General features: G+C 63.5%; 14 protein-coding genes. 8 read left to right on the top strand and 6 right to left on the bottom strand.

The window, feature by feature from the left end; genetic code table 11:
* Positions 1–7 precede the first annotated feature (7 nt).
* The 8 genes from C5P05_RS24500 to C5P05_RS24535 all read left to right on the top strand — a co-directional run bounded on the left by C5P05_RS24500 (position 8) and on the right by C5P05_RS24535 (position 9,851).
* A complete protein-coding gene (locus C5P05_RS24500; protein ID WP_114972477.1) occupies positions 8–1,447 on the top strand; it encodes an aldehyde dehydrogenase family protein in 1,440 nt (479 codons plus the stop codon).
* A gap of 30 nt (positions 1,448–1,477) precedes the next feature.
* Entirely contained in the window at positions 1,478–3,052 is a 1,575-nt protein-coding gene (garD, locus tag C5P05_RS24505; protein WP_114972478.1) for a galactarate dehydratase, read from the top strand.
* Between the two features lie 74 nt (positions 3,053–3,126).
* On the top strand, positions 3,127–4,107 hold the full coding sequence (locus tag C5P05_RS24510) for a Bug family tripartite tricarboxylate transporter substrate binding protein (protein ID WP_114972479.1): 981 nt from the start codon (positions 3,127–3,129) through the stop codon (positions 4,105–4,107).
* A gap of 12 nt (positions 4,108–4,119) precedes the next feature.
* Entirely contained in the window at positions 4,120–5,538 is a 1,419-nt protein-coding gene (locus C5P05_RS24515; RefSeq protein WP_114972480.1) for an FAD-binding oxidoreductase, read from the top strand.
* An 87-nt stretch (positions 5,539–5,625) separates the two neighbouring features.
* On the top strand, positions 5,626–6,696 hold the full coding sequence (locus C5P05_RS24520) for an Ldh family oxidoreductase (RefSeq protein ID WP_114972481.1): 1,071 nt from the start codon (positions 5,626–5,628) through the stop codon (positions 6,694–6,696).
* 399 nt (positions 6,697–7,095) lie between these two features.
* Positions 7,096–8,319 carry an MFS transporter gene (locus C5P05_RS24525; RefSeq protein ID WP_114972482.1) on the top strand — a complete coding sequence of 408 codons (1,224 nt, stop codon included), beginning with the start codon at positions 7,096–7,098 and terminating at the stop codon, positions 8,317–8,319.
* 17 nt (positions 8,320–8,336) lie between these two features.
* Positions 8,337–8,732, top strand: a complete 396-nt coding sequence (locus tag C5P05_RS24530) for a carboxymuconolactone decarboxylase family protein (protein WP_198674851.1) — start codon at positions 8,337–8,339, stop codon at positions 8,730–8,732.
* Between the two features lie 75 nt (positions 8,733–8,807).
* Positions 8,808–9,851, top strand: a complete 1,044-nt coding sequence (locus tag C5P05_RS24535; RefSeq protein ID WP_114972484.1) for an aldo/keto reductase — start codon at positions 8,808–8,810, stop codon at positions 9,849–9,851.
* Between the two features lie 25 nt (positions 9,852–9,876).
* Here C5P05_RS24535 and C5P05_RS24540 read toward each other — a convergent pair whose 3' ends face one another.
* The 6 genes from C5P05_RS24540 to C5P05_RS24565 all read right to left on the bottom strand — a co-directional run bounded on the left by C5P05_RS24540 (position 9,877) and on the right by C5P05_RS24565 (position 18,408).
* On the bottom strand, positions 9,877–10,815 hold the full coding sequence (locus tag C5P05_RS24540) for a LysR family transcriptional regulator (RefSeq protein ID WP_114972485.1): 939 nt from the start codon (positions 10,813–10,815) through the stop codon (positions 9,877–9,879).
* Between the two features lie 171 nt (positions 10,816–10,986).
* Positions 10,987–12,135 (bottom strand): acyl-CoA dehydrogenase family protein, encoded by a 1,149-nt coding sequence (locus tag C5P05_RS24545; RefSeq protein WP_114972486.1) that lies wholly within the window; start codon positions 12,133–12,135, stop codon positions 10,987–10,989.
* Entirely contained in the window at positions 12,135–13,730 is a 1,596-nt protein-coding gene (locus C5P05_RS24550; protein ID WP_114972487.1) for an amino acid adenylation domain-containing protein, read from the bottom strand. Before C5P05_RS24550 ends, C5P05_RS24545 begins: the two co-directional genes overlap by 1 nt.
* A complete protein-coding gene (locus tag C5P05_RS24555) occupies positions 13,727–13,978 on the bottom strand; it encodes an acyl carrier protein (protein WP_114972488.1) in 252 nt (83 codons plus the stop codon). Before C5P05_RS24555 ends, C5P05_RS24550 begins: the two co-directional genes overlap by 4 nt.
* Before the next feature lie 59 nt (positions 13,979–14,037).
* Positions 14,038–16,671, bottom strand: coding sequence for a hypothetical protein (locus C5P05_RS24560; RefSeq protein WP_157979448.1), 2,634 nt, complete (start codon positions 16,669–16,671; stop codon positions 14,038–14,040).
* Positions 16,672–16,923: 252 nt separating this feature from the next.
* On the bottom strand, positions 16,924–18,408 hold the full coding sequence (locus C5P05_RS24565) for an aldehyde dehydrogenase (NADP(+)) (protein ID WP_114972490.1): 1,485 nt from the start codon (positions 18,406–18,408) through the stop codon (positions 16,924–16,926).
* Positions 18,409–18,468: the final 60 nt, after the last annotated feature.

The following is an 18,468-nucleotide window of genomic DNA, read 5'->3' on the forward strand; positions in this document are numbered from 1 at the left end:
ACAGCACATGACACAAAAGTACGACAACCTGATCGGTGGCGAATGGGTCGCCGGCGGCGCCTATACGCCCAACATCAACCCGTCCAACCTGGCTGACGTGATTGGCGACTACACGCAAGCCAGCGCTGCCCAGCTGGACCAAGCCGTGCAAGCCGCACGCGCCGCTTTCCCGGCCTGGTCCACTTCCGGCATTCAGGCCCGGGCCGATGCGCTCGACAAGATCGGCAGCGAGATCCTGGCCCGCCGTGAAGAGCTGGGTATCTTGTTGGCGCGCGAAGAAGGCAAGACCAAGCCCGAAGGCATTGGCGAGGCCACGCGAGCCGGCAATATCTTCAAGTTCTTCGCCGGTGAATGCCTGCGCCTGGCCGGTGAAATCGTGCCCTCGGTGCGCCCCGGCATTAGTGTGGAAGTGACGCGTGAACCGCTGGGTGTGATCGGCCTGATCACGCCGTGGAATTTCCCGATTGCCATTCCGGCCTGGAAGATTGCCCCGGCCCTGGCCTACGGCAACTGTGTGGTGTTCAAGCCGGCCGACCTGGTGCCGGGTTGCGCCTGGGCGCTGGCCGAGATCATCAGCCGCTCGGGCATTCCCGCCGGCGTGTTCAACCTGGTCATGGGACGCGGCAGCGTGATTGGCGATCCGCTGGTGAATCACCCGGGCGTGGATGGCATCAGCTTCACCGGCTCGCAAGGCGTGGGTGGGCGCATTGCCCAGCAATGTGCGGCCAATTTGAAGAAGGTTCAGCTGGAGATGGGCGGCAAGAACCCGCAAGTCATTCTGGACGATGCGGACCTGGCGCAAGCAGTTGAACTCTGCGTGCAAAGCGCCTTTTTCTCCACCGGCCAGCGCTGCACGGCATCGAGCCGTCTGATCGTGACCGATGGCATCTACACCAAATTTGTCGAAGCCGTCAAGGCGCGCATGGCCGGCCTCAAGGTCGGTGATGCGCTGCAGGCCGGCATCGACATCGGCCCGGTGTCCTCGTTGTCGCAGCTGGAGCAGGACTTGAGTTATGTGGACATCGGACAGGCCGAAGGTGCGGTGCTGGTCGCCGGCGGTCAACGCGTGACGTGTGGCACCGAGGGCTTTTACATGGCGCCGGCGCTGCTGACCGACACCACGGCGGGCATGCGCATCAACCGTGAAGAAGTGTTCGGCCCGGTGGCCAGCATCATCCGCGTCAAGGGCTATGAAGAGGCGCTGGCTGAGTCCAACAACACGCCGTTTGGCCTCTCAAGCGGTATCGCCACCACCTCGCTGAAGTACGCCACCCACTTCAAGCGCCACAGCCAGGCGGGCATGGTGATGGTGAATCTGCCTACCGCCGGTGTGGACTACCACGTGCCTTTTGGCGGGCGCAAAGGTTCCAGCTATGGTTCGCGCGAGCAGGGCCGCTATGCGCAGGAGTTCTTCACGATTGTGAAAACGGCCTACACGCTGTCCTGAAATCGCCATTGACTGCCAGGAGAAAAAACCATGTCAGAAGCCGCGGTGCTTGAGCCTCTTTTCATCCGCATGCACGAGGCGGACAACGTGGCCATCGTCGTCAATGACGGCGGCCTGCCCGCCGGGGCGATGTTTGCCTCGGGCCTGAGGCTGGTCGAGCCCGTGCCGCAAGGCCACAAAGTCGCGCTGCTTGATCTGGCCGCCGGTGCACCTGTGCGGCGCTACAACGTGGTGATAGGCCATACCTTGCGCGCCATCCCGGCAGGGGCCTGGGTGCATGAGCGCCTGCTGCAAATGCCGGACGCGCGCGAGCTCACCGGTTTGCCGATGGCCACCGTGAAGCCGCCCGCCATGGCGCCGTTGGAGGGTTACACCTTTGAGGGCTACCGCAATGCCGATGGCTCGGTCGGCAGTCGCAACATTCTGGCCATCACCACCACCGTGCAGTGCGTGGCAGGGGTGGTGGACTTTGCAGTGCAACGCATCAAGGCCGAACTGCTGCCGCGCTACCCGAATGTCGATGATGTGGTGAGCCTGGAGCACACCTACGGCTGCGGCGTAGCGATTGACGCGCCCGACGCCATCATCCCGATTCGCACCTTGCGCAACATCAGCCTGAACCCGAATTTTGGCGGCGAGGTGATGGTGGTCAGTCTGGGCTGCGAGAAACTGCAACCCGAGCGCCTGCTGCCGCCCGGCGTGATTCCGATCAGCGACCAGCGCGGCGTGGAGGAAAAGCTGGACGTGGTGTGCCTGCAGGACGACGCCCATGTCGGCTTCATGTCCATGATCGACTCGGTCATGCGCCAGGCCCAACCACACCTCGAACGCCTGAACCAGCGCCGGCGCGAGACCTGTCCCGCGTCCGAGCTGGTGGTGGGCGTGCAGTGCGGCGGCAGCGATGCCTTCTCCGGTGTCACGGCCAATCCGGCGGTCGGCTTTGCCACCGATTTGCTGGTGCGTGCCGGCGCTACCGTGATGTTCTCCGAGGTGACCGAGGTGCGCGACGGCATCGACCAGCTGACGGCCCGCGCCAGCACCCCCGAAGTGGCCGCGGCCATGATCCGCGAGATGGCCTGGTACGACAACTACCTGCAAAAAGGCATGGTGGACCGCAGTGCCAACACCACACCGGGCAACAAGAAGGGTGGCTTGTCGAACATCGTCGAGAAGGCGATGGGCTCCATCGTCAAGTCCGGCACGGCGCCCATTTCCGGCGTGCTGTCGCCGGGCGAGAAGGTCCAGCAAAAAGGTCTGACGGGCCTGGTTTACGCCGCCACCCCGGCCAGCGATTTCATTTGCGGCACGCTGCAGCTGGCGGCCGGCATGAATCTGCACATCTTCACCACCGGCCGCGGCACGCCTTATGGGCTGGCCGAATGCCCTGTGATCAAGGTCGCGACGCGCAACGATCTGGCGCGCCGCTGGCACGACCTGATGGACGTGAATGCCGGGCGCATCGCCAGTGGCGAGGCCAGCATTGAAGACGTGGGCTGGGAACTTTTCAAGCTGATGCTGGATGTGGCCAGTGGCAAAAAAACCTGGGCCGAGCACTGGAAACTGCACAACGCGCTGGTGCTGTTCAATCCGGCACCGGTGACCTGAGGGTTGCAGGGGATGGGACCTGTCTTTCGTTTTGACTTCCCCTTTCATTCAAATTATTTAACAGGAGACAAACCATGAAACTTCGCAGAAACCTCATCACCTTGGCGGCCATCGCGGCCCTGGGCACCGCGCTGCCTTTGGTGGCTACGGCCCAGGCCGATTACCCCAACAAACCGGTCAAGATCATCGTGCCGTTTCCGGCCGGCGGCACCAGCGACGTGATGGGTCGCTTGTTGGCCGAGGAACTGGGCAAGATCCTCAAGCAACCTTTCATCGTCGAAAACATCGGCGGCGCGGGTGGCGTGATTGGCACGGAACGGGCCACCAAGGCCGCGCCCGATGGCTATACCTTGATCCAGACCGGTGTCGGCCAGAACGCCGTGGCGCACGGGCTGGACCCCAACCTCAAGTACAACTCCATCACGGACTTCATCCACATATCGCAGGTCCACTCCGGCCCGAATGTGCTGGTGGTGCATCCGGATGCGCCGTTCAAAACGCTCAAGGATCTGGTGGCCTACGCCAAGGTCAACCCCGGCAAACTCAACTACGGCTTCACCCCCGCAGCCTCGGGCCACATGGCGATGGAGCAGTTCAAGCAGACCGCCGGCATCTTCATGCTGGGCATCCCCTACCGCGGCGGCGGCCCGATGATGACAGACATTCTGGGCGGCACCATCCCCATGATGTTCATCAACCAGGACGTGGCCTTGCAGCACGTCAAGGCCGGCAAGCTGCGCGCCCTGGCGGTCTCCAGCGCCCAGCGAAATTCCCTGTATCCCGATGTGCCGACCGTGGCTGAATCCGGCTACCCGGGATTTGAGGCCTTGTCCTGGTCTGGCATCTCGGCGCTCAAGGGCACGCCCCAGCCCATCATCGACAAGCTCGACGCAGCCATGGTCCAGGTGCTGAAATCGCCCGCCGTCAAACAACGCCTGGAGTCGCAGGGCTTTGTGGTCCCGACACCGGGCGCCAAGCACTACACCGCCTTCGTCAAGAGCGAACTGGATCGCTGGACCAAGGTCATCAAGACCGCTGGCATCAAGGTCGAATAGGCCGTCGGGGTGATGAGTGACTTCCTCCCCGAGGCCCGCGCACTGCTCGGTGAGGCGAATGTCCTGACCGTTGACCTTGCCGCCTACGCCACCGACTGGCGCGGCAAGTTCACCGGCGTGCCGCTGGCGGTGCTGCGACCCGCCGACACGGCGCAGGTGGCGGCGACCGTCAAACTCTGCGCCATCCACGGCGTGGCCATCGTGCCGCAAGGCGGTAACACCGGCATGTGCGGCGGCGCCACGCCCGACGGCAGCGGCCAGCAGGTGGTGCTGAGCCTGAGCCGGCTGAACCGCGTGCGCAACATCGACCCGCTGAACAACACCATGACGGTGGAGGCCGGCTGCGTGCTGCAGACCCTGCAGGAACTGGCGACCGAACACGACCGTCTGTTCCCCCTGTCACTAGGCGCCGAAGGCTCGTGCCAGATCGGCGGCAACATCGCTACCAATGCCGGTGGCGTGCAGGTGCTGCGCTACGGCAACACGCGCGACCTGGTGCTGGGGCTGGAAGTGGTGCTGGCCGATGGCCAGGTGCTGAACTTGCTGCGCGCGCTGCGCAAGGACAACACCGGTTACGACCTCAAACACCTGTTCATCGGCTCGGAAGGCACGCTGGGCATCGTCACGGCGGCGGTGCTCAAGCTGTTTCCGGCACCGCACGCCAGCGCCGTGGCGTTTGCGGCGTTCCAGACACCGCAGCAGGCGCTGCAGTTGCTGGGGCTGATGCGCGGCGCCTTGGGCGACCGCTTCACCGCGTTCGAACTCATGAGCGACGCCAGCTTAGGCCTGGTGCGCCAGTATTTTCCGGCCACGCCCGCCTTGTTTGCCGAGACCCATCCCTGGCATGTGCTGATGCAGGCCACCGACCCCGGCGCCGATGACGGTGCGCAGGTGGCACTGGATACCAGCTTTCAGGCCGCGCTGGAGCAGGCGCTGGAAACCGGCGTGATCGACGACGTGGTGGTGGCGACCTCGGTGGCGCAGGCCGAGGAACTTTGGGCTGTGCGCGAGAACATCAGCGAAGCCCAGCAGCATGACGGCCACAACATTAAGCACGATATCGCCGTGCCGGTGTCCAGCGTGGCGGCCTTCATCGAGGAGGTGCAGCCCTTGCTGCACGCCGCCTACACGGGCGTGCGCCCGGTTGTTTACGGCCATCTGGGCGACGGCAATCTGCACTTCAACGTGTCGCGCCCGCCAGGCTGGAGCACACCGGACTGGCAGGGGGAGTCGGACCGCGTGAACGCCATCGTGCTCGATGTGGTGGCCCGTTTGCAGGGCTCGTTCAGCGCCGAGCATGGCCTGGGCCAGCTCAAGAAGCACGAAATGGCGCTGTACAAGACGCCGCTGGAGATTGAGGTGATGCGCCGCGTCAAGCAGGCGCTGGACCCGCAGGGGCTGATGAATCCAGGCAAATTGCTGCCGGTCTGATTTTTATAAAAAGTTTAAGCTTTTTTGGCCTCTAGACCCCGTCCAATAAGCGCAAGCAGCTACTGAATTAATAGTAAATTAAATCCCATGACAAGCTCCCAATCGCCCTCGCCACAGCGCTTTTCCCTGGCCGAACTGGCGCGCGTCACGCAGGCGCTGTTTGTCGCCGTCGGCATGGATCTGGAGAAAGCGCGCTGCGTCACCGACGCCTTGCTCACCGCCGACAGCATGGGCCACAGCACCCACGGCCTGGCGCTCGCACCCTGGTACCTGGAAGCGGCGCGCAGCGGCGTCATGAGCGTCACCGGCGACAAAATTGTGGTGAATGACCGCGGTGCCTGCGTCACCTGGAACGGCAACCGCCTGCCCGGCGCCTGGCTGATTCACCAGGCCATCGACGCCGCGCTGGAACGCATCGAGCAATACGGCGTGGTGATGGTGGTCATCGCCAACAGCCACCACACCGGCGCCCTGGCCACCTATCTGCCGCGCCTGACCGAACGTGGTTTGCTGGTGCAATTGGTCAATTCCGGCCCGGCCGCCGCCGGCGTGGCACCATTTGGTGGCACCCAGGCGCTGTTCACGCCGAACCCGATCGCTGCCGGCATCCCCACAACTGGCGCGCCGATCCTGCTCGACATCAGTTCCTCCATCACCACGCTCAACAGTGCACGCCAGCTGGCCGCGCGGGGAGAACGCTTTCCGGCTAACTGGGCGATGGACGCGCAAGGTCGACCCAGCGACGACCCGGCGGTGGTCATCAGCGGCGGCGGCACCTTGCTGCCGGTCGGTGGTTTCGACCACGGCCACAAGGGCTACGGCATGGCGCTGCTGGCCGAAGCCCTCACGCAGGGCTTGCCCGGCCATGGCCGCGCCGATGCGCCGGTGGGCACCACCATCGGCATCTTTTTGCAGGTGATCGACCCCAATGCCTTTGCCGGGCTGGACGCCTTCACGCGCCAGACCGGCTGGCTGGCGGACGCCTGCCACGCCAACCCGCCACTGCCGGGCGGGCCGCGCGTGCGTTTGCCGGGTGAGCAGGCGCTGGTGCGCCAGCGCGAGGCGATGGAAGCCGGTGTTCCGTTGGCGCAGGGGACAGTGGATGCGCTTCGGCTGCTTGCCGAGGGGGAAGGACTGCAGTTCCCCCTGCTGTTCTGAATCCATTTTTGCCGTAATCCTATGTATCGCTACCACACCGTGCATGTGTAGCCGCAGATACGTTCAATCTGAAGGTCCCCTGGCCAACTAACTAGTTTGTCTTTTTTGACAAGCACTTGGCGTGATATTGGGATGCTTGGCAGCAGTCTTGCCCTGCTTCTCAAAAGTGGTCGTCTACCCCAACGCCTTGACGACCTTGCTAATGCGACATAGATCGCAACAGCGGATCGACTCATACCTAAAAGGTATTGCGCTAATAGCAATTCAAAAAAATCGGCTTTGCTTCCAAACTCAGCTCGTCTTTGGATGCACTTCTGACGATGCTGGCTGGGGCTCGTGGCTGGGGCCATTTGCGCGTGTGACAACGCTACTCACTTACGAATAAATGCAGAGATATACATGACTCAACACACATCACTTTCAGCCACTGCACCAGACCTTCCCCTTTGGCGGGGCTGGCTGGCCATCGTATTTCTGGGCATCGGCGCCTTCACGATTGTCACCACTGAGTTGGCGCCGATCGGGCTGTTGTCGTCCATCGCGCGAGACATGGGGCGTAGCGAAGCGACTGTCGGCCTCACCGTCACCCTGTATGCGTGGATCGGTGCCTTCAGCGCGCTGCTGTCGGCGTTCGCGCTGAGCCGGCTGCCGCGCAAGCCGCTGCTGATCGGATTGATGTTGTGCCTGGCCTTGTCCAACGGCGCTGCCATGCTGGCAGACAGCTTCGGCTTGCTGTTGTCTGCGCGCGCATGCGGCGCCATCGCGCACGGTTTGTTCTGGGCCGTCATTGCCGCCTCGGCGGCACAGATTGCGCCGCCGCGTCATGTCGGGCTGGCGACATCGATTGTCTTTGGTGGGGTCTCAGCGGCCAGCGTGCTTGGCGTTCCACTGGCCACGTTCATCGGACAAGAGAGCAGCTGGCGTGTGGCCTTTGGCGCAATCGGTGTGCTGAGCTTGGTCGTCGCGCTCGTGATGGTGCCAGTCCTGCCCGGTCTCAAACAAGAAGAAGCGCGGGGCGGTCGCGCAGCGCTCGCCGGGGTGTTGCGCAGGGCTGAACTGTGGGGCATTTACTTGGCCACGGCGTTTGCTGTCACCAGCCATTTTGCGGCATTCACTTTCATCGAGCCCTTCCTGCGTGAAGCGCCCGGCGTTCAGTCGTCGCTGGTGATCGCCCTGCTGTTTGGTTTCGGCGCTGCCGGCCTGGCCGCCAACTTCGTCACGGGTGTTTTTATTGATCGCTATCTGCGCTCCTTCCTGATGCTGGCGCTGTGCATGCTGAGCCTTGCGCTGATTGTCTTGGGGTATTGGCGCGATACCCTCGGCGTGGCAGGGATTGCCGCCATGTTGGTGATGTGGGGCGCTGCCATCTCGGCGATCTTTGTCGGCTTTCAAACGTGGATCCTGCGTACGGCCGGCACGGCTGCGATGCCGGCATCGGCTATCCACGCCGCCATTTTCAACGCCGCAATCGGCACCGGCGCCATGGTCGGTGCATGGATATTGAGCAGCAGCGGCTTCTCCACAGTGATGGTCGTCGCTGGCCTGGGTGGTGTCGTGTCGATTTTGGTGGTGGCGAGTATCGGCCGGCCAGTGCGGGCCTTGCAGCCAGGGCTGTCGCAATGAAAACGCAAGATTCGCTCATGAGCGATAAGACCCGCCTGGGTCGCAGCTTGATGGACGCACTTGAACCCAACACGGCCGAGCGCGTCACGGCCAAACTGTCCGAACTTGACCCGGACCTGCCACGCCTGATCACTGACTATGCTTTCGCCGACGTGATTGGCCGCCCTGGGCTGGACCTCAAAACGCGTGAGATGTTGACCGTGGCCGCGCTTACGGCCATGGGGAACGCGCCATCGCAACTGGAGTTCCACATGCGTGGCGCCATGAATGTCGGAGTGAGCCGGCAGGAGTTGCTGGAAATTGTCATTCAAATGGCGGTCTATGCCGGCGTGCCAGCCTGCATGAACGGACTGACGGCGTATCGCGCGGCGATCACCGCTGTCAATGGCCCGCAATTTACGAAGCGCGATTGATGTCCATCTTTCCGCATCCTTGATTCAAGCGCGTGCCCAGCCCAGAGCACGGCTTCCTTAAAAGAGAGAAATAGCATGAAAACTGAAACCAACACACAGGCACCGACTCGACCAGCTTTGCCCGTACGTCTGCTGGGCGACAACCTGGCCGTGTCCGCCATGGGGTATGGGGCCATGGGAATGAGCGAGTTTTATGGACCCTCGGATGACGCCGCCTCGAAGGCATTGCTGCAGGAAGTTACCGATCGTGGGGTTACCTTCATCGATACGGCCGATATCTACGGCCAGGGTCATAACGAGTTACTGATCGGCGACTTGGTGCGCTCACGGCGCGCCGCGCGCATGGCAGGGCAATTGAAGATCGCCACCAAATGCGGTATCGAACGGTCCGCCGAAACGCCCTCGCTTCGGCGCATCAACAACACGCCGGAATACATCCGCCGCTGCTGCGAAGCTTCGTTGACGCGACTCGGGGTCGATCGTATCGATCTTTATTACATCCACCGGGTCGATCCGACGGTCGACATCGAAGACACCATGGGATGCCTGGCCGAGTTGGTGAAGGAAGGCAAGATCGAGCATGTAGGTTTGTGCGAAGTGTCCGCAAATACGCTGGAGCGGGCGCACCGGGTACACCCGGTGGCAGCCTTGCAGACTGAGTATTCGCTGTGGAGCCGAGACGTTGAGCGAGATATCTTGCCGGCAACCAAAGCGCTCGGCATCGGTTTTGTCGCCTACTCGCCGTTGGGGCGCGGTTTTCTCAGTGGCCGCCTGACGGATACAGCCAGTTTGGCCGAGGGAGATTTCAGGCGCACCAACCCAAGGTTTCAGGAGGAGAACATGGCACACAATCTTGGTTTGTTGGAGACGGTGCGCGCTGTTGCCGCAACCCATGCGGCAACACCGGGGCAGGTTGCGCTTGCCTGGTTGCTGGCCCAGGGCCAACACATCGTGCCGATCCCAGGCACGCGTCGATCGGCCTACTTGCAGGAGAATCTGGGGGCGCTTGACTTGGCGCTAACGGCTGCGGACTTGAAACTGCTCGATCAAGCCATGGCTCCCGAGCAAGTGCGTGGCGCACGTTACGCCGCCGAGGGCATGAAAGGTATCAATGCCTGAAGCGGACCGTGGAAAGTCGGCGCCGCTACACGCCTGCGCTTGCGAGCGCCGCGCGGATGGTGTCCACCTTGTCCAGGACCGCGCGCCGCGTTTCCTGGACGCGCGAGATAATTTGCACGTCGATGGCCAACAACTTCGCCAGCTGCGCCGGAAGGGCCCGGTAGGCAACGCCAATGCGAGAGGTGGCCTGCATCGACTGCGGGCAGAGAGCCACCCCTTCGCCTGCCGCGACGCAAGCCAACAGCGTGGTGAAATCTTTGGGTTCCAGACGCCGAGGTGCCGCATAGCCATAGGCCTTGAAGGTGCGCTCACATTTGTCGTAGAAAGCGGGGTTATCGATGCGCGCGAACCAGAACAGCGGCAAATCGCCAAGTTCGCTGAATGCCACCACCTTCTTGCGTGCGGCTGGGTGGCTTTCAGGCAAGATGGCAATCATCGGCTCACATCCGACCGACTCGACCGCCATGTCATCCGACGTCGTGACAATGTCGCCCACGATGGCGATATCCAACTCGCCTCGGCGAACGCGCTCGACCAGGTTTTTGGACAAGTCCCGTACCACGGGGCGTCCCCCGGCGAAGTCAGGGTCGTTGATGAGGTCATTGAGTTTGGGGATCAATGAATAGTCGATAACGCTCGTTAAACCCATGCGCACGATGTTCGCGCTTTCGTGCTTGTCGTGGAAGTTCTCTTTAACGCCCATGACTGCAACATCGAGCGCCATCAGGAACTTGTGCGTCTCGTTCTTGAACGCTTCACCCGCCGGCGTCAAGCTCACTTGGCTGGTGTCGCGTTGGAAGAGCTGCACCCTCAACAAGTCCTCAAGGCCCTGGATCTGGCGTGACAAGGGCGGCTGCGACATGTTCAGAAGTTCTGCTGCGCTGCGGAAGTTCAGTTCCTGGGCAACGGCGAGAAAGCACTGCAAGGTTCTGGTGCTGGGCAAGCGCCTGGACTGCATGATCATGTGAGTTCTTCGCTAACCGTCAGGAAATGGTGAATGTGTCGCAGATGGATGGATTCAGTCATGCCGAAAAGGTATCACAAAGAAGATACTGGATGCCTTGCTAAACGAGATTTAACGTATCCAAATGCTTTTGCCGGGTATCCACAGACCGGCTGGCGGGCTTGGTGTGGCCTACAGCCCAAGCCAGCGCGCGATGATGCTGCGCTGCATCTCCGAGGTGCCCGAATAGATGGTGCTGCCGACGGCGTCGCGCAGCGCCCGTTCCACTTCGTATTCGACCATATAGCCGTAGCCGCCGTGGATTTGCACGGTGTCGAGCGCCACCTTGACCAGCGATTCGCTGACAAACAGCTTGGTGATCGAGGCATCGAGCGATGCGTTTCTGAGGTGGCCCAGGCGCCAGGCCGAGCGGTAGGTGAGCAGGCGCGCCGCTTCCAATTGCACCTTCATGTCGGCGATCTTGTGCGCCACCGCCTGGAACTTGCCGATCAGCTGGCCGAACTGGCTGCGCGTGCGCGCATAGGTGATCGAGGTTTCCAACAGCCGCTCGATCGCGCCGACATGGCCGGCGACGAGCAGGATGCGCTCCCAGTCCATCGCCGTGGCGAACACGGCCGAGCCGCCGCCGACACTGCCGAGCACCGCGTCGTCCGGCACGCGCATGTTGTCAAACACCAGTTCACCGACCGGCGAGGTGCGCAGACCCATCTTCTCGAACTTGCGCCCGGCCGAAAAACCCGGCGTGGCCTTGTCGACCAGGAAAGCGGTCACGCCGCCGTGGAAGCCCTTTTTGGCGTCGGTGAGCGCAAACACGATCGCCACGTCGCCGACCGGGCCATTGGAGATGAAGGTCTTGGTGCCGTTGAGGCACCAGCCGTCGCCGTCGCGCTCGGCGCGGGTGCGCAGTGAAAAGCTGTCAGAGCCCGAGCCCGGTTCGGTGATCGCGTGCATGCCGACCAGGCTGCCGTCGACCAGCCCCGGCAGGTAGCGCTGTTTCTGCGCTTCGTTGGCGTGCAGCCAGACCGGCACGACGCAGGCCAGCAGATGCGCCGACAGCGAGAACACCAGCCCGCCGTCGCGGCAGCCGTAGCCCAGGGCTTCCAGCGCAATCGCGCATGACAGCGGGTCGACGCCGCTGCCGCCATAGGCCTCGGGCACCGGCAGCCCCTGGATGCCGATGGCGGCGCATTTTCGCCACAGCTCGCGCGAGAACACCTGGTCGCGGTCGCGGTTGTCCACGCCCTCGTTCAACTCGCGCTGGGCAAACTTGACGATGCTGTCGCGCAGCATCTTCTGCTCGTCGGTGTAGGCGAAGTCCATCAGTTCATCTCCTTCAGCCGCTGGTAGTCGACCTTGTCGGTCGAGGTCTTGGGCAGCGAATCGCACCAGATGAACTGGTCCGGCACCATGTACAAAGGCAAGTTCTCGGCGCAGAAGCGCTTCATCTCGATCATCGACGGCCGCTTGGCCTCGCGGCAGCTGAGCACGGCCTTGATACGCACGCCTTCTTCGTCGGCCAGTGCCACCACCGCAGCTTCCTTGATCGCGCCATGGCGGTATAGGCCGGCCTCGATCTCGCCCAGTTCGACGCGGTAACCGCGGCGCTTGACCATGCGGTCGCGCCGGCCGAGATAGGTGTAGTTGCCGTCCTCGGCCTCAACCACGATGTCGCCGGTGCGGTACCAGCGCACACCCTGGTCACCGTTGTAGTCGCGCGTCAAAAAGGCGGATTTGCTTTGTTCCGGCAGCGCCCAGTAGCCCTGCATCACGCCGGACCCGCTGATGCAGAGTTCACCCTCGCCGCCGGGCGCCACCTCGTGGCCATGCTCGTCGACGACCTTGGCACGCAGGTGCGAGCAGACCTTGCCGATCGGGAACGGCACGCTGCGCTCCGGTGGCACCGGTAGCGCCAACTCGTACCAGGTGCAGACATTGGTCTCGGTTGGGCCGTACAGGTTGAAGTAGCGTGGCATCGGCAGCAACTCGGTCAGGGTGCGCAGATGGCGCACCGGGAACACCTCGCCGGCGAACAGCACCATGCGCAAGGCTGACAGGTCTTGCTGGGCCAGGTTGCCGTATTGCGCCAACAGGCTCAGGATCGACGGCGCCGAATACCAGCAGGTGATGCGCTGCTCGGCGATCAGCGGCGCCAGTCGCAGCGGGTCTTTGCCCGCCTCCTCGGCGATCAGCACCAGCGCGGCGCCGTGCTTGAGCGGCAGGTGAATATCGAGGATGGACAGGTCGAAGTGCAGCGGTGCGTGCGACGAGAATCGATCGCTCGTCAGGGGCTCGAACACCTCCGCGCACCAGTCGACGAAGCTGACGGCGTTTTCGTGCGTCAGCATCACACCCTTGGGCTTGCCGGTGGAGCCCGAGGTGTAGAGGATGTAGGCCAGGTCCTGCGCGGCACTCTCAACGCTGGCGACCACCGGGGCTGGCTGGCGTGCATCGGCCTGGTCCAGCGCCTGGCGCAGGCCGACGCCACCGCCGACCGACTCCAGCAGCAGCAACGCGGGCACGCCGCCCAAAGCCTCGCTCTCGGCCGTCAAACGGGTCTCGAAACGCTGCTCTACCAGCGCCAGCTTGACGCCGCAGTTGTGCAGGATGTAGGCACAGCGCGCCACCGGTGCCGCCGGATCCACCGGCACATAGGCCGCACCGGCCTTGAGAATGCCGTACAGCGTGGCCACCGCGTCGATGGACTTGCGCATGTACAGGCCGACGCGGTCACCGGAGCGTACGCCGCTGGCATGCAGTCGGTCGCGCACGCGGTCGGACAGCTCTGCCAGCTCGGCATAGCTGAGCTGGCCGAACCCCGGCTCGATCACCGCGGTGTGCCCGGGGTAGCGCTGGGCCGCTGCTACAAAGCCCTGGTGCAAAGCTTGTTGCGTCTCCATGGTGATGGCGCCTTTCATGCCTGCTTCGACGCCACCAAGGCGGCGATGGCGCTGAGGGTGTCGAGATATTCCGGGTCGGTCTCGTGCGCCTGCAAGGTGACGCCGAACCGTTCTTCGAGGAACAACACGAGCCGCAAGGTGGCGATCGAGTCGAGCACGCCGCCGGTGATTAGCGGCGTGTCGTCCCTCAGTTCGTTCGGGTCTTCACCGGGCAGGAACTCCTTCAGGATGAATTCTTTGATGGTGGCTTTGATGTCTGCGCTCATGCATGGGCCTTTGGTTGTGATGAAAGTGGGTGATTCGGATTCCCGTACGCGCTTCGGCCTCAGCGCTGCGCGGCCGGCACCGCCGGGTTTGACGGGGTAGCTGCGGGCGTGAGCCGCAACGCACTGGCGTGCTGCTCGATCAGCTGCTGAAGTCGCTCCGCCACCAACTGGTTGCCGGCTCGGTTCGGGTGGTTGTCCCACGAGGCGATGCGCAGCGCTGTGGCGTCGCGCCCCTGCCAGAGGTCGAACAGGTCGAACACCAGCAGTCCGGCCGCGGCCGCGTCACCGAGCGCCACCACCGGCTGCGGTGGCGGCTCGGCCACGTTGTCCAGACCAACGAAGACCGGTACCGCACCCTGGCTGCGAACCCGATCGGCCATCTGCTCGAAGCTGGCCCGGACCGCGCGATTGGCCGAACGACGCAGCCGCCAATCGGCCTCGGTCCACGGCATGCGGGTCTTCAGTCCCAGCTCTTCCATCACGACCCGGCCGGTATCGAACAAGACGGGTATGCCGTCGCGTCCGAGCGCCGCTACACCCGTGTCCTGCATCAGACGCTGCAGTCGTGGCGAAGGGATTTCACGCCTGTGGGCGACGCTTTGCAGCAGGTGCTGCACCGTAGGGGCTGCCAGCCGGGGGCTGTCGACGAAAAAAACCGCGTCGGGGGCGAACTTCAGGACACGGTCTTCGAGTTGTGCGAGCTGCTGCGTCAGCGCGTACGCGGCAACGCCGAAGTTCAACACCTCGTAGCGCCGTGCGCCATCGCGACTGCGGTCGGCGGCCCGGTTCAGCCGCTCTTCAAGCAGGCGCGTGAAGGTGTCGGCGTCGGCCACGCCCGAACCCATCACATGCGAGGGGCCGAGCACGGCGATGCGGTAGACGCCGGCCGGCTTGGCCAGCGAGCGCGGCCGGTCGCGCATGCCCAGGGCGTTGGTGCTGAAGGGCTGGTCCATGAAAACGATGCTGGTGTTCGGCTGCAGCTCGCCACCCAGGAAATCGCTGCGCACATGGAAGGCCGGGGTGCCGCCCAGGTGCAGCCAGTGCGCGGGCTTCTGCGTGCTGAGATCCCACAACTGCGCGCTCAGGCGGCTGCTGTTGTCGAGATTTTCGTAGTAGCCCTTGTGTTGCAGTGCGGCGTCGCGCGCATTGAGGGTGCTGCGCTGGACTGACGCAACCGCCGAGGCCAGAGCCGGTGCTTGTGGTGCATACCAGGCCTTCCAGCCGAGGGCGAGGATGACGACCAGGAGCAGCGTTGGCGCCAGGTTCACGATACGTTGGGGTGCTGCGGCGGCCTGGTTCTCGGCCGCCGGCCACGGCTTGCCGGCAATGCCCAGACCGATCAGCAACAGGGCGCCGAGTACGGCCAGTTCATGCACCGAGGTGTGGGCCGCGGCGCTCCACATCAATAACCAGGCGCTGATCGACTCGGCGCTCCAGAGCGACCACAGCACACAGATCGCCGTGAAGGTGCCGGCGGTGCGCAGCGCGAGCGAAGCGCTCCAGCGCGTGTCGCGGGCAAGCTTGCGCGGCCGCGCGCGTTTCATTTCGCCCAGGGCGCCCATCACGACAAGCGCGCCGAGCACCCCCCAGAACAAGCCGTCCTGCGGCGCCAGCGGAAAGCCGCCGCGCAACCAGAACCACTGGTAGGAGTGCAGCAACCAGGTGCCCAGGAAGACGATCACGGTGGCGCCGATCAGCGCCACATTCGGGCCGTAGCGCTTCAATCTAAAGAAGCTCGGGTAATACACGAGCTTCATCATGAAGTCTTTCCAATAGATATTGATGCGGCGCCAGAAGTCGGTGAAACTCGCCGCCAGAAAATACAGGTGATGCGTTTCAGGCAGGCGAAAACCGAACAGATGCAACACGCCTGTGATCAGATGGAACTGTCCCGACACGCGCAGGTAGAGCAGAAAGGTCGCCAACAGAAACTGCACCAGGTCGCCCAGGCTGTTTAGTTCCATGGCGTCGCCAGCCAGGTGGACATAGACGATGCGGTACAGGATCAATTGCACCAGGCCGCGCACGATCCACTTCAGACCCGTTTCGTAAATGGCTTGCGCTTCGCGATCGTAATAAGTGCGGCGCATTGTCGAGTAATCGACCACCGGAAACAGAGGAAAGCAGACGTTGGGCAGCATGAAAAAATAAGCCAGCGTGCGTGCCGGTGTCGGCCGTGTCTCGTCGTGCTTCAGTGCGTACAGATACACCGCCAGCCGAAACATGAACATCGAGCCGAGGATGGGCCAGATGGCCACCGACCAGGGTCCCGGCAATATCTGCAGCCGCCACAGCGCAAACAGGCCCGCAGTCAGCGCTAGCAGCCCTATGCGCAGGCTCAGCCGCCAAGGCAGGTGGCAGATGCCAATCAGCACCAGGCCCAGCAATATCAGCCAGCCCCCGTCGAGCGGTCCGAAAGCCAGCACGATCGCAGCCAGCGACAGGCCGGCAAAAAAAGGCAGGCGATGGGGTAGCGGCAGCAGCGCGTGAACAACAAAGCCGGCGAATCCCAGCGCCATGACGTTGAAAAATGTGCGGCTTTCAAGCTGAAACTGGTAGATTACCAGCAATACCAGTCCCAGTTGAAGACACAACCACAACAGCCGGCCGGCATCTGGCAGGCTCATTGGCGCCGCGATCGGAATGCTCTTGGGCGCGGTGACCGCGGCTGCCGAATTTAGCCCTGTACCCATCAATAAATCCTCCGTCAAGCGCAAGAACGAGGTTTCAGCCTGGCTGGTCCGCGCCGACTTTGGCGTCGGTGATCACCTCTGATCACTTGCACTTTGGGAGACTGCGCGGTGTTAGCTGCTAGAGCTTGGCATTAGGCCAAGTCACTCAGTTCATGAAGTTGCGCTTTCGCAAGTTACGTCGTGCTAACCGGTCCGCCGCAGTCTGGATTTATCGATCTGAGAGCAGGCCCCTCTACGGGGCCAAGGCCAGGGTCAGCACGGTTGTCCTTGACGTGCCAGCAGCCAGGCCGGTGCGTCCTGCAGGCAAACCGGGCGCAAGAAGCGGTCCAGCGCGGCGTCGCCCACCGAGGTGGTCATGGGCTGGGTGGACGATGGCCACGGTCCGCCGTGCTGCTGCGCCGCCGTGACGGCGACGCCGGTGGGCACGCCGGCAAACAGCACACGCCCGGCAATGTTCATGGCACCGCGCGCCAACGCGCGGGTGTCATTGCTTTCAGTCTCTGCGCCCCATAGCGTCACGGTCAGGCTGCCGCCGACGGCCTGGAGCACGTCAAGCGCCTCCGCCACCGACTCGGCACGCACGATCAGGCTGGACGGGCCGAACAGCTCTTCGCGCAGTGCGCTCTTGGCGATGAAGCTCACCGCGTTCACCTGCGCCAGGAAGGGGCGGGGTGCTTCGGCGTTGCCGGCTTCTTTCACCAGCGGGTGGGCACCCGCCGCCGTCATATGAACCACACCGGCGTCAAACGCCTGGCGCATGCCGGGGGTCAGCATGGCGTGCGGGTTTTGCGCGCTCAGTGCTGTGGTCAGTTGCTGCACGAAGGCGTCGTTGGTGGCCTTGTCTTGCGGGCTGTCGATCAGCACAATCACGCCGGGGCTGGTGCAGAACTGGCCACAGCCCTGCGCGATCGAGCCGGCCAGCGTGGCGGCGAGCTCAGCGCCTTTGGTCGCAAGAATGGCGGGCAGGGCCACGACCGGGTTGGTCGAGCCGAGTTCGCCATAGAACGGGATCGGACGTGGTCGGCCATTGGCCTCGGCCTGCAGCGCCGCGCCACCGCGTGTGGATCCGGTGAAGGCGCCGGCCGCAATGGCCGGGTGGCGGATCAGGCGTACGCCGACATCGGTGCCGCTGCCCTGAATCATGCTGATCAGACCGGCCGGCAGGCCCTGGCTTTTGAGCACCCGAGGAATCAGACCTGCCACGCGGTTGGACAGCACCAAATGCCCTGAATGGGCCTTGACGACTACCGGACAGCCGGCAGCCAGCGCCGAGGCGGTGTCACCGCCCAGCACCGAGAAGGCAAACGGAAAGTTGCTGGCCGAGAACATGGCGACCGGACCCAGCGGCACGCGTTGGCGCACCATGGCCGGGTGGCCCACCGGCGGCGCGCCGGGCACGGCCGGGTCGTCGGTGAAGGCGAAAGGTACACCGCGCTCGGCAATGTCGGCGAAGCGGCGCAACTGGAAGGCGGTGCGGTCGAGTTCTCCATTCAGGCGCACCGGGCCGAGGGCGGTTTCTTCATCGGCGAGGGCGACCAGGTCTTCCCGGTCTGATTCGAGCGCAGCAGCCAGGCCGCGCAGCAGGGCCGCGCGCGTGGCGCCATTGCTGGCGGACCAGCTGACAAAAGCTTGCGCGGCGGCTTCAGCGGCGGCGTCGACTTGTTCAGGTGTACAGGCCATCAGGGGCGCGCCCAGCGGTTCACCGGTACGGGCTTTGAATGATTGCAGTTTTTGCATGGTGTGATTTTGTAGGTTACAGGCGACGACTATCATATTACCAACGCAAGTGATAGCCAC

It is taken from the genome of Rhodoferax ferrireducens (genome assembly GCF_003347515.1).
Lineage (GTDB): Bacteria > Pseudomonadota > Gammaproteobacteria > Burkholderiales > Burkholderiaceae_C > Rhodoferax.